The following is a 24,237-nucleotide window of genomic DNA, read 5'->3' as shown; positions in this document are numbered from 1 at the left end:
CACCTAACGAAGCTCGCTGAATGGGGATGATCGATTACTGGTCTTTCTCATGGCAATTTGATTTGTTGAAAATGAGTATACGGTTAGATTGATGACCCGTCAAGCGTTTTTCTTCAAAAAGTGATCAGCCGATGAACTTGAACTTACTCCATGGTTTGATGAAGTCCAGCAGCATCAGCTCTTCCGGGGCAATGCTGCCGATTTTATTTTTGCGCGGCTCCTTGTGCGGCTGGAGGACAATCTGCAGCTCGTTCTTGTAGATGCCGAAGCCGTCGTTGCCGACCAGCACGTCGCCGCGCTGGAATTCCTGCTCATTATCGTGTGGGGCGTTCGGCACGGCCTTGTAGGTGACACGCGGCTGAGTCGAGCGGATCACGTTGGGGTTGATGTCGCCACGGCGGAAATGTTGCGGCGTCAGAGCGACCGTTTTTTCAATGTCATTGACGTCCTTGACGAAATCGATGTGGAACTGCACCTGGTAGCGGTTGATCTCGCTGAGCCGCTTCAGCTCGTCCTCGCTGGCGTACGCGTTGCCGATCAGCACGTCATCGATCAGCCCCGAGGCCCACAGGTGCTTGGCCTGAACTTCAATCGGCAGGCGCCGGTCGGCTTCAAGAGTCGGCAGGCCGTCGTTGACGTTCCACGGGCCCATGTTGCCGACTTGACTGGCGACGAACGCGGCGCTGTGAATGTTGAACTTCCGGAACCGCTGGGAACAGGCCTCAAAGAAATCGTAAGGCAGCGCGGTGCCAACTTGTGGGTAGAAGTTGTGGCAGCCGTACAGGTAAGGCGTGTTCGCCTGGTAGCTAATGATGTTGTTGAGGTAATCCACGTTGTTGGACATGTTCAGCTCGATGATCAGGCCATACGGGTTGTACGAAAGCAGGGCTTCCGTGGCCCCGTCAAAGCCCTGGTCGAGCCGAATGCCGTCGACGTGCAGGTCCGCGAAGAACTTGAGGTCCGAGTACGAGATCCCCAGCTGGTCGAAAATGCGCGGAGACACATCGATGATGGTTTGGTAGCCGAGCTGCTTGGCCACGCCGACGATTGTTTGATACTTCGCCTGGGTTTCCTCAACCGAATTACCAGCTTCGAGCATGCTCATGAACAGGCGGGTGAACCCGTACTTCTTACCAAGTTCCAGATAGGCCTTATTCTTCTCGAAATCACTGTGATCCGGGTAAATCGAAAGGCCAAGTTGACGCATTGTCATTGATTCATTCCTCCTAATTACACGGCTGCGCTGCGTTGAACGAAAAAGCGCGCCTACGATTCTTTTGGTTCCTGCCACCGGTGCCAGAACAGCACACCGCGCGAGTTGTTGGTGGAGACCACCTGGGCCTCGACTGGGTAGCGCTCGCGGATGGCCGCGACCAGGGTGCCGCGGAAACTTTGGTTATGGACCAGTACCGATCCGGAAAGCGCCAGTTTAAGCGGCGTCGGCTGATCGTAGCGGTCTAGCAAAACCAAGACTTCCTGGGCCAGTGCCTGCGCCGATTCGGTGATCACGGCCTGAGCCGCTTCGTCTCCGTCATCGGCCGCAACAGCAATCTTAGCGGCAAACGCGGCGAGGTGGGCGCGGTCCAACTGGTAGAAGCGGCGCACGGCGGCTGGCATCGAGTTTGCTTCAAGGAGCGACTGACACAAGGTGATGAGCGGGCTGGCCTCGCCGCGGTCATGAGCGGCGAGCGCCTTTTTCATGGCCAACGCGAAAATCTGGTAAGCAGACCCGGTATCGCCGAGCAGCTGACCCCAGCCGCCGACGCGCAAAAACTGACCGTTTTGCCGGCCGTACGTGATGGAGCCGGTGCCGGCGATGACCAGTGTGCCGTCCGCCCCTTCCAGTCCGTTCAGCAGCGCCAGCTCCGCGTCGTTGACCACCGCGGTGGGGATGCTGAAGTCCTTTTGAAGCTGAGCGGCCACGCTGTCACCGTTGCCTGTTGTCGCACTTCCGGCGATGCCAGCTAGGATCTGGGTGCAAGCCTGACCATCCAGCTCTGCGGTCAGCTTCTCAATCACGCGATGCAGGTTGCGCATTGTCCCTGGCCCGTCGATCAGGATGTTGCCCGGGCCGGCGGTGGTTTGCGCCAGCTGCTTGCCGCTGTTATCCCAGGCAGTGGCGACAATATGGGTGCCGCCGCTATCGATGCCGATTTGATACGTCATGGTGCTGCCTCCCTGTGTTGAGTTGTCCTGGCTTGATTACCCTTACATATTAGCAACGTGAAATATTTTTTCAAGGTTTTATTGAATTATATGGTTTTTTGTTTTATAAAGAGAACGAGTAAAGAAGAAAGGACTTGGTCAAAATGGCCTTGATTACATTAACCCGGGCGTCGCAGCGGCTGCAAAACCAGATGCGGACAACCGTGGTACTGCCAGACCAGCTGCCGGACCGACCGCTGCGCACGGTGTGGCTATTCCATGGCTTGGGCGACGACGGCTCCGGATGGCAGCGCAAAACGGCCATTGAACCGCTGGCGGTGCGCGATAACGTGGCGGTGGTGATGCCGGAAATGGATCGCAGCTTCTATCAAAATGAGGTGACCGGTGCGCCATACTATGATTATCTCACCCAGGAGCTGATACCAACCATGCGAAAGCTTTTGCCGCTGGATGCCAGCCCTGACAACAACATTGTCGCCGGCAATTCCATGGGCGGTTTTGGGGCGATGATGCTGGCGGCGGCTCACCCGGACTGGTTCAGTGCGGTGGTGGCTATCTCACCGGTGGTCGACCTGGGCGTCGTGCCAAGCATCATGCCCGACTACCGCCGCGTGTTTGGCGAAAAGGTGCCGGCTGACCAGCTGCGGCGCGCATTGAAGCAAGCAGACCAGGCCGCACTTCAGCGGATGCGGTGGTATCACACCATCGGCGACAGCGATTTTATGAAGCAGGCCAACGATGCCTTCAACGATTTTTTGACCCACGACCTTGGACTTGGGGTCACGTATCAAACCGGTCCGGGCGAGCATGACTGGTTCTTCTGGAATCAGGCGTTAGCGCAAGCCTGGACATGGTTATTTGATTCAAGTAAGGAGCATAACAATGGAAAACACAACTGAGGCACGTAATCCCGCGACGACTCACATTGACGTGATGAGCACGGCAGAGATTTTGAAAACGATCAACCAGCAGGACCAGCAAGTGCCAGCAGTCATTGCGGCCCCTGAAGTCATGACGCCGCTGACGCACATCGTGGACCAAGTCGTCGCCAGCTTTCGCGAAGGCGGGTGGCTTTTCTACATTGGCGCCGGCACCAGTGGCCGTCTGGGCGTACTGGACGCGGCCGAGTGTGTGCCGACTTTTGGCGTCTCCCCGGAAATGGTGCAGGGCCTGATTGCCGGCGGCCAAAGCGCGATGACCGAGGCCGTCGAGGGCGCCGAAGACAGCCAGGAAGGCGGCGCGGCTGACCTCAAGGCGCATGCTTTAAGCGCCAAAGATTTTGTGCTTGGCCTGGCGGCTTCCGGACGTACGCCGTATGTGATTGGTGGGCTCGACTACGCCAAAAGCGTCGGCGCCGGTACTGGCGCTCTCTCCTGCAATCGAGGCGCAGCCATTTCGGCGCACGCCGATTTGGTGATCGAAGCCGTGGTTGGGCCGGAGGTCGTGACTGGCTCGACGCGCATGAAGGCGGGAACCGTGGAAAAGCTGCTGCTGAACATGATTTCCACCACCGCCATGATCAAGCTGGGCAAGGTGTACGGCAACTTAATGGTCGATGTGAAGCCGACGAACATCAAGTTGGTCGACCGGGCCAAGCGCATCATCATGGCGGCCACCGGGGTGGATTATGCAACGGCTGAGAAGTACTACGAAGCCGCGGAGCACGAGCCTAAGGTCGCCATCGTCATGATTGACGGCGACACGGATCTGGCCCAGGCTAAGGCCGCACTGCAGCAAAGCGACGGCTTCATCGCCAAGGCGCTGAAAATTCTGAAATAGTTTTTCATGAATTGTCAGGAAAACTAACAAAATCGCTTGTCACGTTATTGGTGGGCACTTATTCTTGTTTACAAAGGAGGTATACCAATGTCAGTACGGGGACGGATCCTGAATGCCCGGGCAGAATTATCCGAGGCGGAGGATAAGGTGGCGAAATTCATCCTAGCCCACCCAGAGCAGGTGATTGGCATGACTGCGGCTAGCTTGGCCAAGGCGGCGGGCTCCAGTCCCGCCTCGGTGATCAGACTGACTAAGAGTCTGGACATTGACGGCTTCACCACGCTGAAGATCCTGCTGTCGTCAGATCTCACCAAGACGCCGGATGACCCGCAGAATTTTGCGGACATCACGCCCAATGAGCCCCTGCCTTCGATCAAAAGCAAGCTGCTGTCCAGCGCCTTGCAATCGATCCGGGAAACCACGGACCAGGTCAACCAAGATGAGGTGACGGCGCTGGTCAAGGCGGTGAGCAAGGCCAAGCAGCTGTTTGTGTTCGGCATCGGCGCGTCGAATTTGACGGCAGAAAACATTTGCCAGAAGTGGAATCGCATCGGTACGCCGGCGGTTGCCGACAATGACCTCAACTCGCTGCTGCCCAAACTGGTCAACGCCCGGCCGGGGGATGTGCTGTGGCTGATCTCCAACTCGGGCGAGACGCCTGAGGTGCTAGTGGCTGCACAGTTTGCCAAGAAAATCGGCGTCAAGCTGATCTCGCTGACGCGCTTTGGCAATAATAGTCTGGCCAAACAGTCGGACATCGCGGTTCACACCTCGCAGCCTAAGGAGGCGGCAAACCGCATTGCGGCGACCAACTCACTGCTGGCGCAATTTATGATTGTTGACATCATTTTTTATGACTTTGTCAGTTGCAACTTCAAGCAAACCTCGAAGGCTCTGGCGGATTCGCACCAGGTCATTCGCGATTACAAGAAGCGTCTGCTTTAATGGAATATACCAATTCCGGCTATAAAATGAAATGACAGAATTTCAGATTTTTTAGCCAAACTGGTTGAAATATAATTTCAGGCTGGTACACTTCATGGTGAAGGCGATTTCAAAAATCACCTAGCAGCAATTATTCTCAAATTAGGTTAGGAGTGAGTAGTTTGGATAAGATGATGAAGTGGGTCGAGCAAAAACTCGTCCCACCAATGGCGAAGATCGGGACTCAGCGCCATCTGCTTGCCATTCGTAACGGGGTTGTTTCCTCGCTGTCTCTGGTTTTAATTGGGACCTTCTTCATGGTCTTCATCAACCTGCCAATTAAGGCGTGGGCTGATGCGTTGGCACCGTACTCGGCGACCATCGTGATTCCTTACCGGATGACCATGGGTCTGATGGCGATTTACGCAACGTTTGTCATGGGGCAGGACTTGGCGAAGTCCTACAACTTGGATGGCGTGACCGGCGGGATCTTGTCGCTGGGTGCATTCTTCATGTTGCAGCAGCCGATCAACGTCTTGACCCCGAAGGCAAAGCCGCTTGGCTTCGTGATTCCAATGGCCAACCTGGGTGCATCCGGGATGTTCGGTGGCATCTTGGCCATGATCTTTGCGGTTGAGACTTACCGGTTCTTCAAGACGCACAACGTCACGATCAAAATGCCGGAGCAAGTGCCACCGGCCGTTGCCCGTTCGTTTGAAGCGCTGATTCCTGGCGCTGTGATTCTCACGTTTGTGTGGTTGATCCGGGATGTCCTGGGCTTCGACGTAAACGCCGCACTGCTGATGCTGTTCCAGCCGCTGACCAACATTTTGGGCAACAACCTGCTGGGCGCGCTGCTGCCAATGTTCCTGATCCACCTGCTGTGGAGCTTCGGGATTCACGGGATGTCGATCGTCGGTTCCGTGGTTCGGCCAATGTGGCTGATCATGCTGAACGCCAACGCCGATGCCCTTGCGAAGGGCACAGCTGCAACCAAGCTGCCATACATTGCCCCTGAACAGTTCTATCAGTGGACGGTTACCATCGGTGGTGCCGGCGCAACTTTGGTCGTCGCGATGATGTTCCTGACGATCTGCAAGTCGAAGTTCTTGAAGGAAGTTGGTCGGTTCTCCATCGTGCCTGCGATCTTTAACATCAACGAGCCGATGATCTTCGGTGCGCCAATGATGCTGAACCCGTACATGTTTATTCCGTTCAACTTAGTACCGCTGGTTCTGACCACGATTTCCTACTTCGCCGTTAAGTTCGGCCTGGTCAACGGCTTCACCACGATTCCAGCCTGGACACTGCCAGCACCAATTGGTGGTTACCTGTCTGCTGGGAACGACTGGCGCATGGTTGTGCTGATCTTGTTCAACCTGGTGGTTGCGACCGTGATTTACTTCCCGTTCGTGAAGGCTTACGATAACAAGATGTACTCTGACGAAATCAATGGCAACGGTCAGGATTCTGAATCCCAGGCTAAGCGTGACGCCGCAGCTGCCACTGACTAAAAGAATTTGAGGTGTTGATATGTTTTACTGGATACTCGTCTTCGCTGGCTTTCTGATTGTGTTTGCCTTGAGTCAGTGGGCCATCGCCGGGCTGAAAGCGCGGAATATCAACATTAACCGCTGGATTTGGGCATTGTCATCGTTTCTGGTGATGATCATCCCGTATCTGATTTGGCCGCACATGAACAGTGTGGCTTCGACGATCCTTTACGGTTTTTGCGCTTTGTTCGCGGTGATTTTCATGACCGAAGAGCACAGTTACTTCCTGAAGAAGGGTCACATGTAAAGATACAGCAGCACGCGAAGGTCGCCGACTTGTCGGCGGCCTTTTTGCATGGCGGCGCGGTCAAAAAAATGCCTACCGCAGTGCTGCGGCAGGCCGGAAGCTTAATCGTAGTAAGTCATGCTGCCCAAGATCACGGGCCGGCTGGCTCCGGTGGCGCTGGGCACGTTGCTTGGCAGATGGTGCAAGGTTTGGTTGCCAAGAATGGTCATGGCAATGGCCTCCTTGGCGTCGGAGCGCAAGCCCAGCTGCTCTTGAGTCAGGACCTCAACGCCCTGGGCGGCTTTGGCTATCATGGCGAGCAGGGTCGGGTTGTAGCTGCCACCGCCGCCCACGATGAGCTGCGTGCCGGCTGGCGCGAACGGCTTGATCGCATCGGCAATGGTTTGAGCCGTCAGCGCGGTGGCTGTCGCGATCCAGTCGTCTGCTTTCAAGTCATAGTTGGCCAGCAGCGCTTCGGTGTATTGCTTGCCGAACACCTCACGGCCCGTCGTTTTGGGCGGTTGTTCGGCGAAGTAGGGATGCTTCAGCAGTGCCTGCAGCACGGTCTGATTAACCGTGCCCGCCGCGCCGTGTTTGCCGCCGTCATCGTACTCCTCATGGAAAAAGTGGCGGCACAGTTCGTCGATCACCATATTGCCCGGACCGGTGTCGAAGGCAAACAGGTCTTCGAGCTTGGCGTTTTGCTTGATGATGGTGGCGTTGCCGATGCCGCCGATATTTTGCAAGATGCGGGTGTGATCAGGGCTGCGATATAGCACGTACTCGGAGTACGGCACGATGGGTGCACCTTGGCCACCCACGGCCATGTCGCGGGCGCGAAAATCCGACACCACAGTAGTGTGGGTGAGCTCGGCGATAATCGCTGCGTTGCCCAGCTGCATGGTGCTACGCGTTTCGCCCTCCGGGGGATCCGGCAGGTGGTAAAGCGTTTGGCCGTGGCTGGCGACAAAGACAAGATTATCGCTGGAAATCCCAGCCTTTTGGCAAACTGCCAGCACCGCCTGGCCAAAGCTGCGGCCCAGCGCAAAGTCGAGGCTACACAAGCCCTCGACGCTGGACGTCGCGTTGGCCAGCTGTGCCTGAATCTGTGCTTTTTCTGTCGCACTAAAAGGTACCGTGATAAATTCTTTCAAGCTGACCTTGGTTTGTTCACTGGTGCCGGTGAGCTCGACTAGCGCGGCGTCCACGCCATCTAGGGACGTCCCTGACATCAATCCGACTGCTAACATAGAAGCTGCCTCCTTTTCCCTTAATGATAGCGCACTCGGCCCACCGTTGAAATTTTATTTCATATCCGCGGTCAAAAAAATTTGCGCAGGCCTGCGCCGCTCGATACACTGAGTAAGGACATTTAATCACGATAGGAGGCAATCATGGCAACTCAGGATGAACTGAAGAAGCAAGCGGCCGCCCAGGCGGTCGCGATGGTGCAGCCGCACACCGTGCTCGGGGTCGGCACCGGCTCAACGGTGGCGTTTTTCATTGATCTGCTGGGCGCGCGCAACAAGCAGACACCGCTGAATCTGAAGGCAATCGTCACGACGTCGAACCGCTCCAAGCAGCAGCTCGAGCAAAACGGCTTCACGGTCAGCGAGCTGGCCGATATTGACCAGGTGGACCTGTGCGTCGATGGCGCCGATCGGGTGGATCATCACCTCGACGGCATCAAAGGCGGCGGCGGGGCGCTGACGCTAGAGAAAAACGTGGCGATCAACGCCAAGCACAACGTGTGGATCGTTGACCAAAGCAAGGTGGTCGACCGGCTTGGCGGTTTTCCGCTGCCGGTCGAGGTCCTGCCGGTGTCCTGTGAGCAGAACTTTCGCCGCTTTGACGCGCAAGGCTTAAAGCCCGCGTTTCGCCAAAAGGCCGATGGCAGCCGCTACGTGACGCACTACGGCAACTACATCATCGATTTGCACGTCGATCCGTTGCCAATTCCGGCGGGGCTGGCCGCGATGCTGGACAGCACAGTCGGCGTCGTCGAGCACGGCTTGTTTTTGGGCATGACCGACGAGGTGCTGATTGCCACGAATGATAAAATAGAACACTGGACCCGCCGGTAAGTCAGCGGCCGGGCCAATTGAATGATGAGGAGCAGCAAAATGGAAACCAAGATCGAACCTTTAGCACAAAAGGACTCAAAGATTGACGGCCTGAAGGTCATCAGCGCCAAAATGGTGACAGATGACCGCGGCACGGTGCGCGAATTATACCGCGGCAGCAGTTATGCCGATATCCTGCCGGAAACGATTGGCGCCTGGCGGCAGATCAACTTGACCCGCTCCAAGCGCGGCGCCGTACGCGGCCTGCACGGTGAGGCGATGGACAAGCTGGTCACGGTGGCTTACGGGTCAGCGCTGGGCGTTTACGTGGACACGCGGCCAAACAGCAAGACGCTGGGTGCAGTGGCCACCGTGCCGCTTAAGCCGGGCGTTCAGGTCTTCGTGCCTCAAGGGGTCTGCAACGGATTCCAGGCGCTGGAAGATGGCACCGAGTACCTGTACTTCTTCGACAACGAATGGGTCAAGGGGATGGCCGGCACCGCGCTGACCCCGCTGGACCCGGCGCTGGGCGTGGACTGGCCAATCGCAATTGACCCTACCGACCGCGAGCAGCTGTCGGAAAAGGATTCAAAGGCGCCAACACTGAAAGAATTGCTGGGCCAAAATTAATTCTTACGGCCACACAAAAGGCGAGGGATCAGCGGATTCCTCGCCTTTTTGATTGCCCGAGCGTTAGTCGAAGTAGTGCCGCGCGATGGCCTCGTACTCCTTGATCACCGTGTGGAAGCGGTCCAGGGAGACGTACTCGTTGACCTGGTGGCTGAGCATCTTGTCCTCGTTGCCGGGACCATAAATGATGGTCTCGAACTTGTTCTTGGACTTGGTGAAGTCAGAGGCGTCGGTGGCGCCATGGGAAACCGTTAGCGGCAGTTTGCTGCCGGAAACGGACTCGATGGCCTCGTTGGCGCGGGTGACCAGTTTGCTGTCGGTGGGCGTGAGCACCGGGTAGAAGGTGTGGGTCAGTTCAAACTTCAGCGAACCATCGCCCTTGGCATCGATTTTGGCCACGGCGTCCTTGAGCCGCGCGGTGACTTTCTCGTTGATGAAGCTCGGGGTCGGCCGGATATTGCCTGCCAGTTCCGCGTAGTCGGGGATGGTGTTGACTTGGTCGCCGGCCTTCAGCACAGTGACGCTGTGAACCAGCGGCCCGATGACCGGATCGACCGGGACGTCGTCAAACAGGTGACGCTCGGCCACGATGAAATCGGTCAGCTTGACGATGGCGTTGGTGCCCAGCGCCGGGAGGGACGAGTGGGCGGACTTGCCGTAGCTCTTGACCTTGTAGTTGTATGAGCCCGCGTGGCCGTACTCAATCTTTCCGGCAGTCGGCTCGCCGACCAGCAACGCGTCAATGTCGTCGGCGTAACCGGCGTCTGTCAGCTGCTGGGCACCCATCGCGCCGTACTCTTCGCCGATGGTGAGAATCAGGCGGACGTGGTGGTCGAAGCCGCTTTGCTTGAGCGCGATGAACGCCAGCACCTCGGCGGCCAGCCCGGACTTCATGTCTGAGGCGCCGCGCCCGTACAGTTTGCCGTCTTCGATGTGGGCCTCAAACGGCGGGTAAGTCCACTTGCTGAGGTCGCCGACGTTGACGACGTCCTGGTGTCCGGTGAAGGCAAAAATCGGCTTGCCGGTCCCAAATTCGGCGACCAGGTTGTCACGGTTTTTGGCGTAAGGGATCAGCTTGCTGTCGATCCCGGCCGCTGCCAGTTTTTGTTGAATCACGTGCGCGACTTGTGATTCGTTGGTTGTTGCCGTACTGGTATCAATTTGTACTAATTGCTGCAAAAATGCTGTTGCTTCGTCCATGTTGTGATCACTCCTTCGCATCAAAACATAGGCGTAAACTTTTTAAAATGCAATGGTTGACATTAAAATTTGCTGTGCTATTCTGGCCTTAAGTTAAAAATTACTGAAACGACGTTGAGTGAGTAGCGCAGCTGGGACTGACCAGAAAACCCGAGTTGATGAGAGCGGGGTAGTGAGGCAGCGCGAAGATGGCTCGACATAATAGGCACACCGAGCGCAAGCAAGGCTGTGATGGACGGCGACCATTATCTCGCACACAGATGTTTGTCTGTTGCTGAGGGCTGGTTCGCCAGCCGAATTAGAATGGTACCGTGGGTCCGCTCACTTCTAACTAACCATGTTAGAAGTGGGCGGACTTTTTTGAGCAGGCTGTTAACGGCTTTGCCGTTTACAGCCTGCCACTCGACGGCGCTCGTGCTTGCACGAGCGACTAGAGAAGCACGGGGACCATCACCCATTCAATATCGTTTCACCCACAAGGGAAAATACGAGGAGGAATCATCATGAAATTACGTTTTAAGGTTTTGGCTGTTGCAGCCGTTGCGTTGGGCACGTTGTTGGCCGGATGCGGCAAGAGCGCTTCTGCGGCGCCGAAGACGCAAAACGTCTCGGTCGGCATTGTCGGCGCGGATAAGACCGTGTGGGCGGCCGTGCAAAAGCAGCTGGATAAGGAAAATGCGCACATCAACCTGAAGATTAAGGAATTCGGCGATTACAACCAGCCAAATTCGTCCCTGCAGGCTGGCGACATCGACCTGAACGCCTTCCAGCACCAGTTTTTCCTGGATAACTGGAACAAGTCCAACAAGGGCAGTTTGGTCAGCATCGGCAAGACCATTCTGGCGCCGCTGGCCGTTTACTCCAAGAAAATCTCCAGCCTGAAGGATCTGAAAAAAGGCGATACGGTCTCGATCCCGAACGACCCGACCAACGAAGGCCGCGCGCTTGAACTGCTCGAAACCGCTGGGTTCATCACGCTCAAGAACACCGAGCTGCCAACCCCGGCCGACATCAAGACCAACAAGCTGGACCTGAACGTCAAGCCACTGGACGCCGCTCAGCTGCCGCGCACTCTTTCTGACGTTGACGCATCGGTCATCAATTCCGGTATTGCCGTCGATGCCAAGCTGAACCCGGAAAAAGCGATTTACCGCGAGAAGATCACCAAGAAGTCGCAGCCATGGATCAACATCATCGTGGCCCGCAAGCAGGACAAGAACAACAAGACGTACAAGAAGATCGTGAAGGCCTACCAGACGAAGGCCGTGGCCAACGTGATCAAGAAGACGTACAAGAGTACCGAAGTGCCGGCCTGGAACTACAAGTTCTAAGACCGTTCCCAAAAGCCTGAAGCAGCGGATTGGTTGCGCCGGTCCGCTGTTTTTATGTGATAAAATAGAAGGCAACGAATACGGGGAGGCGGCCATTTGAATCTATTATTCTGCTGTGCAGGCGGCGGCTCCTCCAGCCTGTTTTGCGCCCGGATGGTCAAGGGCATCAACACGATTGAGCCCAGCCTGACCGCCCGCATGGACGACATTCGCAGTTTTCTTCAGGATGAGCGGGTTTCGACCACGGACTTAGTGTTCACTTACGGCAGCGTGGACGCGGTCCGGCCGGACACCGCGTACGACATCGGCACCCACATCGATGCGGTGCTGGTGGCGCCGCAGGTCCGCTTCCGCACGCCTTACCTGAAGCGTTACCTGGCCAATTACCCGACCATTGTGCAGGATATTCCCAGTCGGCTTTTTGGCATGATGGATCCGGTGAAGGGCGGCGAAATGCTCACTGGGATCTTGATCACGCTGGACCTGATGCGCGGGTCGACCGCCGGGGCGTTTGCGACCAAGGCGGCCGACAAGGACCTGGAGATTTTGGTGTACGGCGCCTCGCGGACAGATAAGGGCTGGCAGGCCGCGGCCGCCAGCCTGGAAAAAATGGGCATTCGCAGCCTGCAGGACAAGTACTCCCTGGCCGGGCTCTACGATTTTGAGCCGGAAAAAGACTTTGAGGTGCGCTGGCTGTTCGGCCCGCAGGTCAGGAAGATGGACATTGCCAAGGTCGCGCGCCAGATCGACGGGGTGCTGCGCTTTGACGAAGAGCCGGCCGACGGGGTGCGGCGCTGGTACGATGATTACCGGATCCCCAGCGCGTGGCTGGATGCCCGACTGGTGCAGTCGCCAGGTTACACGGACGAACTCACGGCGCAGCTGGTGGACTTTCTGCTGGCAGTCGACGCCCGGGCCGAGGCCACGTCCGGCATTGCGGTCAAGCGGTTTGAGACGCTCAAGCCGCCGAAGACGACTAAGCGCTGGGGCATTTTTACCTGGTCGAACTAAAAACCGGCCAGACTGACACCGTTTCTCGTCAGTCTGGCCGGTTTTTGCGTGCGGCCGGTTACTTGGCCGCGGCGGTTTGCTTATTGCAGCTGAGCGCGTAAATCGCGGAGACGGCGGCTGCGGCCTTGGCCGTTGGCACCGTCAGCATCAACCCGATTTTTGAGGCGCCTTGGTTGATGACAGACGGCTCGATGCCGGCGTCGGCCAGCGCGACCATGATGCGAGCGACTAGGTCCGGCCGCGCGTACAGGCCCTCGCCGACGACCATGACGATGGCAAAGTCCGGCAGCCATTCCAGCTCGTCGGGGTGGATCTGGGCGCGGACTTCGGCAGCGATCTGGTCCTTGATTTGCGGCGTCAGCTGATTTTCGTCGATGATCAGGGTCAAATCGTCGATCCCGGATGGCATGTGCTCGTACGAGACACCGTACTTGGCGAGAATCTGCAGGAGCTTCAGGGTGAAGCCGACTTCCTGGTTGATCAGGTAGTGGTGCAGGTACAAGGCGGTGAAGCCTTTTTTGGCCGCGACGCCGGTGATGTGATGGTGGTGCTGCACGTTTTTGGTCGGCGCGATGATGGTGCCCGGGTCGTTCGGCGCGTTGGTGTTCTTAATGTTGACGCGAATGCCCGCTTCGATCACGGGAATCAGTGCCTCGTCATTGAACACGGAAAAGCCGGCGTAGGCGAGCTCCCGCATTTCCCGGTAAGTCAGGGTGCTGATGGCCCGCGGGTGGTCAACGATGCCGGGGTCAGCGGCGTACACCCAGGAGACGTCGGTGAAGTTTTCGTACAGGTCAGCGGAAAGCCCCTTGGCCAGGATCGAGCCAGTGATGTCCGAGCCGCCGCGCGCGAAGGTCAGTACGTTGCCGGCCGCGTCGTAAGCGTAAAAGCCGGGTACGACAATGACCTCGCCTGGCTGCAGCGTGAACTGCGCGAGGCGGGCATAGCTGTCGTCTGCCACCAGGGCGGCGCCGGGCTTGCCGGTGAGGGTGATGCCAAGCGTTTTGGGGCTGACGAACCGGGCGCTCATGCCCAGGTTCGCCATCACGGCGGCAACCAGCTGCGCGTTCATGTGCTCGCCTTGCGCCATGAAGGCGGAGCGCAGGTAGTCCACGCCGGGGTAGGTCGCCTTAGCGAGCTGCTGCAGGTGCTGACGCAGGCGCGCCACCACGTCATCGGTCAGGCCAAAATGCTGCTGAATCTCAGTGTAGCGTGCCAGAATGGTTTCAATCAGTGCCGCCGGGTCCTTGCCCGCGAGGACTTGGTCGGCCAGCTGGCCCAGCAGGTCGGTGACCTTCACGTCGGTTTTGTCGCGCTTGCCCGGCGCCGAAACGACCACGACCTGGCGCGTTGGGTCGGCCTGCACAATTTTAATGACCTTAGCCAGCTGCGCCCCAGTTGCCAGCGATGAGCCCCCAAATTTGATGACCTTCATTTTTGTCTCCCCGTTCTCTAATCAATTGGCTCCAACATAACCAAAGGGGTCGGTCCATGTCAAGGGTTGACGGCTAGGTATTTTAATCGTAAGCTAATGTCAATCACATACGAAAAAGATAGAGGTTGCGGTCGCCATCAGTAACCTGCCCGAGCAAAGCACATGCGTTGAAGGCAGGCAAAAGGGAACACCGCCGAAATCCTCACCGGCGTGTTAACGGTGAGCGGTTGGGCCGCTGGAGAAGATCCGGCGGACTGTCGCAGCAATGCGGGGCGCTATCGTCAATTAATTGGACTATTTGCTGTCCATCTGGCGAGCGTTGCCGGATGGACTTTTTCATTTTCTAGGAGGAAAAAACATGGCTGAATTCAACGCGGAACAAATTATTGACTACATCGCCAGCGCCCCGAAAACCACACCGATGCACGTGACGTTGGCAGGGGACATTGAAAAGCTCACGGCGGTGCCGGCCGGCGTCCAGGCTTTTCTCGACGTTAAAACCGGCCAGCTATACGGGGATGCCGCCAAGCTCTCACCGTGGCTGGCTGAAAACCGCGACGCTATCTCGCAGCTGCGGGTTGAAACCACAGGCCGCAACACCGGCGTGCCAATGCTGGACATCAGCAAAATCAACGCACGGATCGAGCCTGGCGCCATCATCCGCGAGCATGTCACCATCGACGACAACGCCGTGATCATGATGGGTGCCATTATCAACATCGGCGCCAAGATTGGGGCCGGGTCGATGATCGACATGGGCGCCGTGCTGGGCGGCCGCGCCACGGTTGGCAAACACTGCCACATCGGGGCCGGTGCGGTCCTGGCCGGCGTCGTTGAGCCAGCCAGCGCCACCCCGGTGATCATTGAAGATGACGTGCTGGTTGGTGCCAATGCCGTGGTGATTGAAGGCGTGCACGTCGGCAAAGGGGCGGTCGTGGCAGCCGGGGCCATTGTCATCGACGACGTGCCGGAGGGTGCGGTCGTCGCCGGCGTCCCGGCCAAGGTGATCAAGATGAAGGACGCGAAGACCGCAGGCGAAACCGGCCTGATCGATGCGCTGCGCAAACTATAGGAAGGCAAATTCATGGCCACTTTAACTGAAGCCGAACTGATCGCGGTGCGGCGCGCGTTGCATCGCATTCCGGAACTGGCGCTGCACGAGGTCCAAACTCAGGCGTACATCGAAGAATTTGTGCAGCACCTGGACTGCTCGTGGCTGACGGTCAAGCACGTCGAGGAGGTGCCAACCGCGCTGCTGGTGCACCTGGCTGGCACGGCGCCGCGCCGTACGCTGGGCTACCGCACCGACATCGACGCGCTGCCGGTCGAGGAAAAAACGGGCCTGCCGTTCGCCTCGAACCACCCAGGCGTGATGCACGCCTGCGGCCACGATGTGCACATGACGGTCGCGCTGGGCATTCTGGCGTATTTTGCCACCCATCAGCCCAAGGACAACCTGGTGTTCTTTTTCCAGCCAGCGGAAGAGGCGGAGTACGGCGGCAAGCGCGTGTTTGACGCCGGCGCCTTCAAGGGCCAGTGGCGGCCCGACGAATTTTACGGGCTGCACGACAATCCCGCGCTGCCGGCCGGCCAAATCGCGACCCGCATGGGCACCTTGTTTGCCGGCACGACGGAGATTCACCTGACGTTCACTGGCAAAAGTGGTCACGCCGCTTTTCCCCAAAAGGCCAATGACGCCATCGTGGCGGCCGCCGCGTTCGTGATGCAGGTGCAAACCATTGTGTCGCGCAATGTCGATCCGGTCCGCGGCGGGGTGGTCACCCTGGGCACCTTCCACGCCGGCACCATCGGCAACGTGATCGCCGGATCGGCACGGCTGGACGGTACGATTCGCGCCTTTCGCCAAGCCGACATCGAAATGATGCAAGCCCGCGTGCGGCAGATTGCAGAAGGCGTCGCTGCCACATACGGCGTCAAGGCCGACCTGAAGCTGATCCAAGGCGGCTACATGCCAGTGGAAAACGCCCCGGCGCAAACCGCCGACTTGATCAGTTACATGAAGCAGGCGCCAGCCGTTGATTTTGCCGACATTGCCCCGGCCATGACCGGTGAGGACTTTGGGTTCTTACTGCAGCAGTTTCCCGGCACCATGGTGTGGCTGGGCGTGAACGATCCGGCGCACAGCTTGCATTCGGCTGAGCTCACCCCCGACGAGGCGGCCCTGAAACCGGGCGTGGACGCGTTTGTTGGCTTTTTAAAGCATCGCATGGAGGAAGCATAATATGTTAGAAAATCATCCGATCCTGACAGCGCTGATTACGCCGTTTAATGAACACGACGAAATTGACTACCCGGCGCTCGACAAATTGATCGAGCGGCTGCTCGCCGAGCACACCACGGGGCTGGTGGTCGGCGCGACCACCGGCGAATCGCCAACGCTGTCGCACGTGGAAAAAGTCAGCCTGTTCGAGCACGTCGGTCAGGTTCTCAAAGGCCGCGCGGCGCTGGTCGCCAACATTGGCACCAACTCCACGCGTGAGTCTGTCGCGTTTGCCAAGGAGGTTTCATCGATTTCCGCCATCACCGCAGTGCTCGCCGTGGTGCCGTACTACAACAAGCCTGGCCAGGCAGGGATGATCGCCCACTTCACGGCGATTGCCGACGCCAGTGCCAAACCCGTCATCATTTACAACATTCCGGGCCGTTCGGTGGTCCAGCTGTCGAACGTTTCGCTTGCGCAGCTGGCCAAGCACCCGAACATTCAAGGCGTCAAGCAATGCACGACGGTTGAAGACCTCGCCTGGCTGGTCCAGCACCTGCCAAAGGACTTTGCCGTGTACACTGGCGACGACGATCAGTTCGAAGACGCGCTGAAAGTGGGGGCGCGCGGCGTGATTTCCGTCGCGTCGCACCTGTACGGCAACCAGATGCAGCAAGTGATCGACGAACTGGCCGCCGGTGCGATCACGGCCGCCGATCAGCAGATGGCCTGGCTGACGCCGCGGATGCACGCGCTGTTTGCCTATCCGTCCCCGGCACCGGTGAAAATGGCGCTGGGCCGGCGCGGCGAGATTCAAAACCGCCTGCGCCTGCCGATGGTGCCGCTGAACGAAACGGAAACTCAGGTCGTCCTAGATTCACTGGGAGAATTGGAGGTCGCGCAATGACAACCGTCTTTCTAGCCGGCGTTTTCGGCAAAATGGGCAGGCAGGTCGCAGCCATGATGGCCGGCGAACAGGACCTGACGATCGTTGGCGGTTTGGCGCCGGAGGCCAAAGAGCAGGCCGCGTTTCCGGTTTTCACCAGCCTGGCTGACATCACCGTTCAAGCCGACGTCTGGGTGGACTTTACCTTGCCACAGGCCGCGCGCGCCAACGCCGAGTATGCGCTCAGCCACGGCATGAACGCCGTGATTGGCACCAGTGGGCTGAGCCAAGGCGACCAAGAGGCGCTGGGCGCGATTGCCCAGGGCAACGAGCAAAGCCTGTTGATCGTGCCGAACTTTGCCATTTCGGCGGTGTTGATGATGCAATTTGCCGCCAAGGCTGCCAAGTACTTCCCGGACGCCGAGGTCGTTGAGGCGCACCATTCCGACAAGCTGGACGCGCCGTCCGGCACCGCTAAGGCGACCGCCAAGCTGATTGCCGACGCTCGGACCAAAAAGCCGGCTGCCCCGCACCAAGATGCGCCGGCGCGCGGCGAGTGGCTGGACGACGTGCCAGTGCACGCGCTGCGCCTGCCGGGCTATGTGGCCCAGGAGGAAGTCGTGTTCGGGGCCGCAGGGGAAAGCCTGTCGATCAAGCAGGTCTCTTTTGACCGCTCGAGCTTCATGGCGGGCGTGGCCTTGGCCGCGCGCCAGGTCAAGACGCTGCCGGTCGGTTTGACCGTGGGTCTGGATGCACTGCTGTAAATTCATTAGATAGAAGGAAAACTGATTATGCCTGAATTGAAAAAAAGTCTGGCCGGCCTCGGCAATCGCCAGGTGGCGGCCGTGCCGCCCAGCGCCATCCGCGAGGTCGACAACAAAATTTCCCCGATTCCTGGGATCATCAAGCTGACCCTGGGCGAGCCGGACTTTGCGGTACCCGAGCACATTAAACAGGCGACGGACGCCGCCATCGATGCCGACTGGTCGCATTACGCGCCGTCGTTTGGCTACGCAAAGCTGCGCCAGGAGATCGCCGATTACCTGGCGACCACGTTTGACGCGCATTACGACGCGCAAAGCGAAGTCGTCGTGAGCGTTGGCGCCACCGAAGGCATTCACGCGGCCATCGCGGGGCTGTTCAACCCCGGCGACACCATCATCATTCCCACGCCGACGTTTCCACTGTACGAGGCGGTCGCGACCGTGGCTGGCCTGAACGTGGTGCAGGTCAACACCGCGCCGGATTACTTGCTGACGCCGCAGCTGCTGCAAACCACGCTGGCGGCGCACCCAGACGCCAAGGGGCTGGTCCTGAATTACCCGAGCAACCCGACCGGGGCGACCTACACGCACGCGCAGCTGCGCGCGCTGGCGGCGGTGATCGCCGATACCGACCTGCTGGTGCTGTCCGACGAGATTTACGCCGAACTCAGCTACGAGGAAAAGCACCTCAGCTTGGCGCACCTGTTGCCGTCCCAGACCCTGCTGATTTCCGGTCTCTCCAAGTCCCACGCGATGACCGGCTACCGCATCGGCTATCTGGCCGGCCCGGCGCGGCTGATCAAGCTGGCCGGCAAAATGCACCAGTTTATGGTGACGACGGCGGCCAGCCCGATGATGAAGGCGGCTGAAGAGGCGATGAGCCCGGCTGGAGACGGCGATGCCGAGGCAATGAAAAAAGTCTACCAACAGCGGCGCGACCTCATGATGGCGGCCCTGACGCAGGTCGGCTTTTCAGCGCCAAAGCCGGCCGGGGCGTTTTACATTTTCGCCAAGCTGCCGGCCCAATTTGGCACCGATGATGTGCAGTTCGTGTACGACCTGGCTGAACACGCAAAGGTCGGGCTGGTGCCCGGCTCGGTGTTTGGCCCAGGCGGGGAGGGGCACGTGCGCCTGTCGTACGCGGCGTCGACCGAGAATTTGACTGAGGCGGCAAGGCGCATCCAGCGCTTCGTGGCCCAAAAGGAGTAGCACAATGGCAAAAGCATATGTGGTGGCAATTTTAGGCGCGACCGGCGCGGTCGGCACGCGCATGATCGAACAACTCGAACAGTCGACGATTCCCGTCAAGGAAGTCCACCTGTTGGCGTCGTCGCGCTCTGCCGGCAAAACGCTGACCTTCAAGGGCCAGCCGGTGACGGTCGAGGAAGCGACACCCGATTCCTTTAACGGCGTCGACTTGGTGCTGGCCTCTGCTGGTGGTTCGGTTTCCGCCAAGCTCTTGCCCGAGGCCGTTAAACGCGGCGCCGTGTGCGTGGACAACACGTCACATTTTCGCATGGACGACAACGTGCCGCTGGTCGTGCCCGAGGTCAATCCCGACGCGCTCAACCACCACAACGGCATCATCGCTGACCCCAACTGCTCGACCATCCAGATGATGATGGCCCTGGAGCCCGTGCGCCGCGCGTTCGGCCTGCGCCGCATCATTGTCTCGACCTACCAGGCGGCCAGTGGTGCCGGGCAAAGCGCCATCAATGAACTCGAAGACGAGGCCCGCGATTACCTGGCAGGCAAGCCGATGAACGCGGCCGTGCTGCCTGTGAAAGGCGCCGAGCACCACTACCCACTGGCGTTCAACCTGTTGCCGCAGATCGACGTGTTCGAGGAAGACGGCTACACGCATGAAGAGTGGAAAATGATCCACGAAACCAAGAAAATCATGCTGGGTGACAAGAACTCGCCGGCCATCAAGGTCACCGCGACCTGCGTCCGCGTGCCGGTGCCGATCGCGCACGGCGAGTCCGTGTGGTTTGAAGTTGGCGAGGGCAATACGCCGAGTGCCGACGACCTGCGCGCGGCCATGAGCGGCTTTCCGGGCCTGGTCGTCCAGGATGACCCGGCTAACCAGGTTTACCCGCAGCCGATCAACGCGGCGGGGTCGCGCGACACCTTTGTTGGCCGCATCCGGCCGGACCAGGAGACCCCAGGCGCGTACAACCTCTGGGTCGTGTCGGACAACCTGCTGAAAGGTGCAGCCTGGAACGCGGTGCAAATCGCTGAGGAACTGGTCGCACGCGACTTGGTGCGCGTGCCGGCCGGAAGTGCAGAAAAGTTTATGTGAAGGTTTGGGGGGTTCGGCGCTGGCAGCAGCACCGGCCCCTTTTTGACTTGCTAGTTATTAAAAATTCGGGTAAGCTGGTCAAACTGAGATTTTAAGGAGAAACCACATGAAAGTGCTTTTACCGTACCTGAAAAAATACCGAAAGGACGCCCTTATTTCGACGCTGGCCGTGCTGGTGCTGGTCTTTGCGACCCTGTGGCAGCCGCGGCTGTTGCAAACGGTGATGACCGCCATCATGGCGCATGACCGCACGGCGGTGTGGCAAAACGGCATCTGGCTGATTGTGCTGGCAGTGGTCGGCATTGCCGGCGGGATCGTCAACACCGTGTACTCGGCGCGCCTGGCGCTGGGTGTGGCCACCGATCTGCGGGCCGACATTTACCGCCACGTCCAGTCGTTCGCGTACGCGGACATCGAGACTTTCTCGGCGTCCAATTTGGTGGTGCGGATGACCAACGACGTGCAGCAGATCCAAGGGGCGGTGATGGCCGCCTTTCAGCAGGTGACGCGCATTCCGCTGCTGTTTTTTGGCGCGCTGGCCCTGGCGCTGACCACGATGCCGCAGCAGTGGTGGGTGATCCTCGCCATGCTGGTGATTATCGTCCTGGTCGCCGTGGTCGCCTTTCGGCAGATGAGCAGCCTCTTTGGCCGCACCCAGCAGCTGATCGAAAACGTCAACACCGTCGCCCGGGAAAATCTGATGGGCATTCGCGTGGTCAAGTCCTTCGTGCAGGAGGACAACCAGATCAAAACTTTCGCCAAGCCGTCTGATGAGCTGCGCGATGTCACCACGCGCATCGGTGAGCTGTTCGCCGTGCTGATGCCGGCCTTTTTCCTGACCGCCAACGTGGCCATTGCCGGTTCGGTCTACCTGGTCGGCACGCAGGTCCTGGCGCACCCGGCGTACATCGCCGCGGTGTCCAGCTTCACCTCGTACCTCGGCCAGATTCTCTTTGCCGTGATCAACGGTTCGTTCATCATGACCTTCGCCTCGCGTGCGTTCATTTCAATGGGGCGGGTGAAAGAGGTGTTTGATCACCAGCCGAGCATGCACTTCGTGGACGGCCCGGGAAAAAAGGTCGCCGGTGACATCACGTTCGACCACGTCACTTTCACGTATCCCGGCGACGAAACGCCAACGCTGAAAGACGTGTCCTTCACTGTGCCGGCCGGCCAAATGCTTGGCATTGTCGGCGCGACTGGGTCGGGTAAAACGACCCTGGCCCAGCTGATCGCGCGGCTGTTTGATCCGGATTCCGGGCGCGTGTTGATTGGCGGCGTCGACGTGCGCGAGCTGCCGGAAGCGACCCTGCGCGACGCCGTAGCTTTTGTGCTGCAGCGTTCGACGCTGTTTTCCGGCACCATCGCCCAGAACTTGCGCCAGGTCAAAAAAGAGGCAACGGCCGCCAGCATGCACCGCGCCGCGGAAATCGCCCAGGCCGCTGAGTTTATCGAGCGCCTGCCGGAAACGTACGACGCACCGGTCGAAGAGCGCTCCGCCAATTTTTCCGGCGGGCAAAAGCAGCGTCTGGCCATCACGCGCGGCGTGATTGCCAATCCCGAGATTTTGATCCTGGATGACGCAACCTCGGCGCTGGACGCCAAGTCGGAGAAGCTGGTGCAGGAAGCGCTGGACCGCGACCTGAAGCACACGACCACGGTGGTCATCGCCGAAAAGATCTCGTCAATCATTCGCGCGGACTCGATCCTGGTGCTGGACGGCGGCCGCGTGGTCGGCGAGGGCACGCACCAGGAGCTGGTGCGCGATAATGCGATTTATCAGGAAATTTACCAAACGCAAAAAGCTAAGGAAGGGAGGCTGCCGGCGTAATGAAAGACATCAAACTTGCCGGGCGTTACTACTGGCATTACCTCAAACCTTACGGCTGGCCGTTCTTCTGGAGTGCGGTGCTCATTGGCATCAGCACGGCCTGCGTCGTGATCGCCCCGACCTACCTGGGCCGTGCCATCAGCGAGCTGACCACCTATGTGCAGGCCTGGACGAACCCGGCCACGCGGGCCGGCGCCAGCCTGACCACGTTCCACCACACGCTGCTGTTTTACATGCTGTTTTACTTCGGTGATGCGTCGTCGCTTTTGATTGCGTCGTGGCTGCTGGCCAAGGTCACTGCGTATTCGACCGGGACCATGCGCATCGGGCTGTTTCGCAAGATGCAGCGGATGAAGGTCGAGTACTTCGATCAGCACTCCGACGGGGACATTCTCGCGCGCTACACCAGTGATTTGGATAACATTTTCAACGCGCTGAACCAGGCCCTGATCGACTTTCTGCTGGCGATCGCCCAGATGATCGGCATTCTCATTATGATGTTCAACCAAAGCACCACCATGGCCTGGGTGACGATGAGCACGACGCCAGTGGCGCTGCTGATTGCGGCGCTGGTGATGAAAAAAGCCGCCGTCGCCGTGGATCAGCAGCAAACCGACATTGGCGCCTTGAACGGCTACATCAACGAGCAGGTCACCGGCCAGAAGGTGATCATCACCAACGGCCTGCAGCACGACTCGGTTGAAGGCTTCAACACCTACAACCAGCGCGTGCGCAAGACGGCGACTCAGGGCCAAATCTGGTCCGGGATTCTCAGCCCGCTGTTGTCCGGGATGTCACTGCTCAACACCGCCATCGTGATTTTTGCCGGCTCGTGGCTGGCACTGGGCGGCAGTTTGAGCACCGGTGCGGCGCTGGCGCTGGTCGTGGTGTTCGTCAACTACGCCCAGCAGTACTATCAGCCGATCATCACGCTGACCAGCCTGTACGGCATGATCCAGCTGGCCATCACTGGCGCGCGGCGGGTCGACGAGGTTCGCAGCCAGCCTGACGAGGTTCGGCCGGCCAATGGGAAACCGATCGACCACATCGACCATGCCCTGAAAATCGATGACGTCCGCTTTTCCTACCTGCCGGGCAAGGAGATTCTTCACGGCGTGACCATCGACGTGCAAAAAGGGCAGATGGTGGCGTTAGTCGGTCCCACTGGTTCCGGCAAAACAACCGTGATGAACCTGCTTAATCGCTTCTACGATGTGGATTCCGGCAGCATCACCATCGATGGCACCGACCTGCGCGAGTTCGACCTGGCGCAGCTGCGGCACACAGTCGGTATCGTGCTCCAGGACCCGCAGCTTTTCACCGGCACCATTGCCGATAACATTCGCTTCGGCGAACCGGAGGCGGGGATGGACCGCGTGATCGACGCGGCCAAGCAGGCCAACATTCACGACTTTATCGAAAGCCTGCCGGAAGGATACGAGACCAAGGTGTCCGATGAACAGAACATTTTCTCGGCCGGCCAAAAGCAGCTGATGAGCATCGCCCGCACGATTTTGACCGATCCGCGGCTGCTGATCCTCGACGAGGCCACGTCGAACGTCGACACCGTCACCGAGGCCAAGATCCAAGCGGCGATGGATAACGTGATCCAGGGGCGCACCAGTTTTGTCATCGCGCACCGGCTGAAGACGATTCTCAACGCGGATCGCATTGTGGTGCTGCAACACGGCCGTATCATCGAGCAGGGCAGTCATCAGGAACTGCTGGCTCAGCACGGTTTTTACGCCGAGTTGTACCGGAACCAAATGGTGTTTGAATAGTCATACGTAGGCGGCCGCGGTCGCCTTTTTGCTTGGCCTGACCTGGTGTGCACCAAGGGACAGGCCAATTTTTTTGTGGTTCGGGCAAAAGCCCGGTGTAGCCGGCTTCCTTCGTACCGCTAGGTCAAGGCGCT

At 58.9% G+C, this 24,237-nt stretch carries 21 protein-coding genes, 1 pseudogene and 1 riboswitch; of the genes and pseudogenes, 17 read left to right on the top strand and 5 right to left on the bottom strand.

Annotation, left to right across the window (positions count from 1 at the left end; translation table 11 throughout):
• Nucleotides 1-124: 124 nt before the first annotated feature.
• Nucleotides 125-1,213: a DUF871 domain-containing protein gene (locus tag JUE30_RS02485; protein WP_203623475.1), complete on the bottom strand. Its 1,089-nt coding sequence runs from the start codon at nt 1,211-1,213 to the stop codon at nt 125-127.
• A 53-nt stretch (nt 1,214-1,266) separates the two neighbouring features.
• Entirely contained in the window at nt 1,267-2,166 is a 900-nt protein-coding gene (locus JUE30_RS02480) for an N-acetylglucosamine kinase (RefSeq protein WP_203623474.1), read from the bottom strand.
• Between the two features lie 143 nt (nt 2,167-2,309).
• Between JUE30_RS02480 and JUE30_RS02475 the strand changes: the two genes are divergently transcribed.
• The 5 genes from JUE30_RS02475 to JUE30_RS02455 all read left to right on the top strand — a co-directional run bounded on the left by JUE30_RS02475 (nt 2,310) and on the right by JUE30_RS02455 (nt 6,669).
• The gene (locus tag JUE30_RS02475; protein WP_203623473.1) at nt 2,310-3,065 is read left to right on the top strand and encodes an alpha/beta hydrolase family protein; all 756 of its coding nucleotides are present in this window, start codon (nt 2,310-2,312) and stop codon (nt 3,063-3,065) included.
• Nucleotides 3,049-3,945 carry an N-acetylmuramic acid 6-phosphate etherase gene (murQ, locus tag JUE30_RS02470; RefSeq protein ID WP_203623472.1) on the top strand — a complete coding sequence of 299 codons (897 nt, stop codon included), beginning with the start codon at nt 3,049-3,051 and terminating at the stop codon, nt 3,943-3,945. Before JUE30_RS02475 ends, murQ begins: the two co-directional genes overlap by 17 nt.
• Nucleotides 3,946-4,032: 87 nt before the next feature.
• The gene (locus JUE30_RS02465; protein ID WP_203623471.1) at nt 4,033-4,890 is read left to right on the top strand and encodes a MurR/RpiR family transcriptional regulator; all 858 of its coding nucleotides are present in this window, start codon (nt 4,033-4,035) and stop codon (nt 4,888-4,890) included.
• A 161-nt stretch (nt 4,891-5,051) separates the two neighbouring features.
• The gene (locus JUE30_RS02460; RefSeq protein WP_203623470.1) at nt 5,052-6,383 is read left to right on the top strand and encodes a PTS sugar transporter subunit IIC; all 1,332 of its coding nucleotides are present in this window, start codon (nt 5,052-5,054) and stop codon (nt 6,381-6,383) included.
• Between the two features lie 19 nt (nt 6,384-6,402).
• Entirely contained in the window at nt 6,403-6,669 is a 267-nt protein-coding gene (locus tag JUE30_RS02455) for a diacylglycerol kinase (RefSeq protein WP_203623469.1), read from the top strand.
• 101 nt (nt 6,670-6,770) lie between these two features.
• Here JUE30_RS02455 and anmK read toward each other — a convergent pair.
• Nucleotides 6,771-7,901 (bottom strand): annotated as a pseudogene (anmK, locus tag JUE30_RS02450) (anhydro-N-acetylmuramic acid kinase AnmK); the annotation flags it as partial.
• Between the two features lie 141 nt (nt 7,902-8,042).
• Between anmK and rpiA the strand changes: the two are divergent.
• A complete protein-coding gene (rpiA, locus tag JUE30_RS02445; RefSeq protein ID WP_203623467.1) occupies nt 8,043-8,732 on the top strand; it encodes a ribose-5-phosphate isomerase RpiA in 690 nt (229 codons plus the stop codon).
• Nucleotides 8,733-8,771: 39 nt separating this feature from the next.
• Nucleotides 8,772-9,341: a dTDP-4-dehydrorhamnose 3,5-epimerase family protein gene (locus tag JUE30_RS02440; protein ID WP_203623466.1), complete on the top strand. Its 570-nt coding sequence runs from the start codon at nt 8,772-8,774 to the stop codon at nt 9,339-9,341.
• A 63-nt stretch (nt 9,342-9,404) separates the two neighbouring features.
• On the opposite strand, the gene JUE30_RS02435 is transcribed toward JUE30_RS02440, so the two are convergent.
• Nucleotides 9,405-10,541, bottom strand: a complete 1,137-nt coding sequence (locus JUE30_RS02435; protein WP_203623465.1) for an ArgE/DapE family deacylase — start codon at nt 10,539-10,541, stop codon at nt 9,405-9,407.
• A gap of 503 nt (nt 10,542-11,044) precedes the next feature.
• Between JUE30_RS02435 and JUE30_RS02430 the strand changes: the two genes are divergently transcribed.
• Both JUE30_RS02430 and JUE30_RS02425 read left to right on the top strand, forming a co-directional pair.
• The gene (locus tag JUE30_RS02430) at nt 11,045-11,872 is read left to right on the top strand and encodes a MetQ/NlpA family ABC transporter substrate-binding protein (protein ID WP_125756623.1); all 828 of its coding nucleotides are present in this window, start codon (nt 11,045-11,047) and stop codon (nt 11,870-11,872) included.
• A gap of 96 nt (nt 11,873-11,968) precedes the next feature.
• Complete coding sequence (locus tag JUE30_RS02425; RefSeq protein WP_203623464.1) at nt 11,969-12,883, top strand: PTS sugar transporter subunit IIB; 915 nt, start codon at nt 11,969-11,971, stop codon at nt 12,881-12,883.
• A gap of 58 nt (nt 12,884-12,941) precedes the next feature.
• Here JUE30_RS02425 and JUE30_RS02420 read toward each other — a convergent pair whose 3' ends face one another.
• On the bottom strand, nt 12,942-14,318 hold the full coding sequence (locus tag JUE30_RS02420) for an aspartate kinase (protein WP_203623463.1): 1,377 nt from the start codon (nt 14,316-14,318) through the stop codon (nt 12,942-12,944).
• Nucleotides 14,319-14,429: 111 nt separating this feature from the next.
• A riboswitch (Lysine riboswitch) is annotated at nt 14,430-14,604 on the top strand.
• A gap of 72 nt (nt 14,605-14,676) precedes the next feature.
• Here JUE30_RS02420 and dapD point away from each other — a divergent pair.
• The 8 genes from dapD to JUE30_RS02380 all read left to right on the top strand — a co-directional run bounded on the left by dapD (nt 14,677) and on the right by JUE30_RS02380 (nt 24,103).
• On the top strand, nt 14,677-15,390 hold the full coding sequence (dapD, locus tag JUE30_RS02415; protein ID WP_203623462.1) for a 2,3,4,5-tetrahydropyridine-2,6-dicarboxylate N-acetyltransferase: 714 nt from the start codon (nt 14,677-14,679) through the stop codon (nt 15,388-15,390).
• A 12-nt stretch (nt 15,391-15,402) separates the two neighbouring features.
• Nucleotides 15,403-16,560, top strand: coding sequence for an N-acetyldiaminopimelate deacetylase (locus JUE30_RS02410; protein WP_203623461.1), 1,158 nt, complete (start codon nt 15,403-15,405; stop codon nt 16,558-16,560).
• A 1-nt stretch (nt 16,561) separates the two neighbouring features.
• Entirely contained in the window at nt 16,562-17,446 is an 885-nt protein-coding gene (dapA, locus tag JUE30_RS02405; protein WP_203623460.1) for a 4-hydroxy-tetrahydrodipicolinate synthase, read from the top strand.
• Nucleotides 17,443-18,189 (top strand): 4-hydroxy-tetrahydrodipicolinate reductase, encoded by a 747-nt coding sequence (gene dapB, locus JUE30_RS02400; protein ID WP_203623459.1) that lies wholly within the window; start codon nt 17,443-17,445, stop codon nt 18,187-18,189. Before dapA ends, dapB begins: the two co-directional genes overlap by 4 nt.
• Before the next feature lie 27 nt (nt 18,190-18,216).
• Nucleotides 18,217-19,398 (top strand): aminotransferase class I/II-fold pyridoxal phosphate-dependent enzyme, encoded by a 1,182-nt coding sequence (locus JUE30_RS02395; RefSeq protein WP_203623458.1) that lies wholly within the window; start codon nt 18,217-18,219, stop codon nt 19,396-19,398.
• A gap of 4 nt (nt 19,399-19,402) precedes the next feature.
• Nucleotides 19,403-20,491, top strand: coding sequence for an aspartate-semialdehyde dehydrogenase (locus JUE30_RS02390; RefSeq protein ID WP_203623457.1), 1,089 nt, complete (start codon nt 19,403-19,405; stop codon nt 20,489-20,491).
• Between the two features lie 106 nt (nt 20,492-20,597).
• The gene (locus tag JUE30_RS02385) at nt 20,598-22,322 is read left to right on the top strand and encodes an ABC transporter ATP-binding protein (protein ID WP_203623456.1); all 1,725 of its coding nucleotides are present in this window, start codon (nt 20,598-20,600) and stop codon (nt 22,320-22,322) included.
• The gene (locus tag JUE30_RS02380) at nt 22,322-24,103 is read left to right on the top strand and encodes an ABC transporter ATP-binding protein (protein ID WP_203623455.1); all 1,782 of its coding nucleotides are present in this window, start codon (nt 22,322-22,324) and stop codon (nt 24,101-24,103) included. The genes JUE30_RS02385 and JUE30_RS02380 overlap by 1 nt, the downstream gene beginning before the upstream one ends.
• The last annotated feature ends 134 nt before the right edge of the window (nt 24,104-24,237 follow it).

The sequence above is a fragment of the Lacticaseibacillus sp. 866-1 genome, assembly GCF_016861825.1.
Classification (GTDB): domain Bacteria; phylum Bacillota; class Bacilli; order Lactobacillales; family Lactobacillaceae; genus Lacticaseibacillus.
This window is presented reverse-complemented; position numbering and strand designations above follow the sequence as displayed.

Coding starts and splice junctions, on each gene's coding strand:
- JUE30_RS02390 (WP_203623457.1), top strand. CDS start 19,403: ATGGCAAAAGCATATGTGGTGGCAATTTTAGGCGCGACCGGCGCGGTC.
- dapA (WP_203623460.1), top strand. CDS start 16,562: ATGTTAGAAAATCATCCGATCCTGACAGCGCTGATTACGCCGTTTAAT.
- JUE30_RS02485 (WP_203623475.1), bottom strand. CDS start 1,213: ATGACAATGCGTCAACTTGGCCTTTCGATTTACCCGGATCACAGTGAT.
- murQ (WP_203623472.1), top strand. CDS start 3,049: ATGGAAAACACAACTGAGGCACGTAATCCCGCGACGACTCACATTGAC.
- JUE30_RS02395 (WP_203623458.1), top strand. CDS start 18,217: ATGCCTGAATTGAAAAAAAGTCTGGCCGGCCTCGGCAATCGCCAGGTG.
- JUE30_RS02385 (WP_203623456.1), top strand. CDS start 20,598: ATGAAAGTGCTTTTACCGTACCTGAAAAAATACCGAAAGGACGCCCTT.
- JUE30_RS02475 (WP_203623473.1), top strand. CDS start 2,310: ATGGCCTTGATTACATTAACCCGGGCGTCGCAGCGGCTGCAAAACCAG.
- JUE30_RS02435 (WP_203623465.1), bottom strand. CDS start 10,541: ATGGACGAAGCAACAGCATTTTTGCAGCAATTAGTACAAATTGATACC.
- JUE30_RS02420 (WP_203623463.1), bottom strand. CDS start 14,318: ATGAAGGTCATCAAATTTGGGGGCTCATCGCTGGCAACTGGGGCGCAG.
- JUE30_RS02465 (WP_203623471.1), top strand. CDS start 4,033: ATGTCAGTACGGGGACGGATCCTGAATGCCCGGGCAGAATTATCCGAG.
- rpiA (WP_203623467.1), top strand. CDS start 8,043: ATGGCAACTCAGGATGAACTGAAGAAGCAAGCGGCCGCCCAGGCGGTC.
- JUE30_RS02455 (WP_203623469.1), top strand. CDS start 6,403: ATGTTTTACTGGATACTCGTCTTCGCTGGCTTTCTGATTGTGTTTGCC.
- JUE30_RS02430 (WP_125756623.1), top strand. CDS start 11,045: ATGAAATTACGTTTTAAGGTTTTGGCTGTTGCAGCCGTTGCGTTGGGC.
- JUE30_RS02380 (WP_203623455.1), top strand. CDS start 22,322: ATGAAAGACATCAAACTTGCCGGGCGTTACTACTGGCATTACCTCAAA.
- dapB (WP_203623459.1), top strand. CDS start 17,443: ATGACAACCGTCTTTCTAGCCGGCGTTTTCGGCAAAATGGGCAGGCAG.
- JUE30_RS02480 (WP_203623474.1), bottom strand. CDS start 2,166: ATGACGTATCAAATCGGCATCGATAGCGGCGGCACCCATATTGTCGCC.
- dapD (WP_203623462.1), top strand. CDS start 14,677: ATGGCTGAATTCAACGCGGAACAAATTATTGACTACATCGCCAGCGCC.
- JUE30_RS02410 (WP_203623461.1), top strand. CDS start 15,403: ATGGCCACTTTAACTGAAGCCGAACTGATCGCGGTGCGGCGCGCGTTG.
- JUE30_RS02440 (WP_203623466.1), top strand. CDS start 8,772: ATGGAAACCAAGATCGAACCTTTAGCACAAAAGGACTCAAAGATTGAC.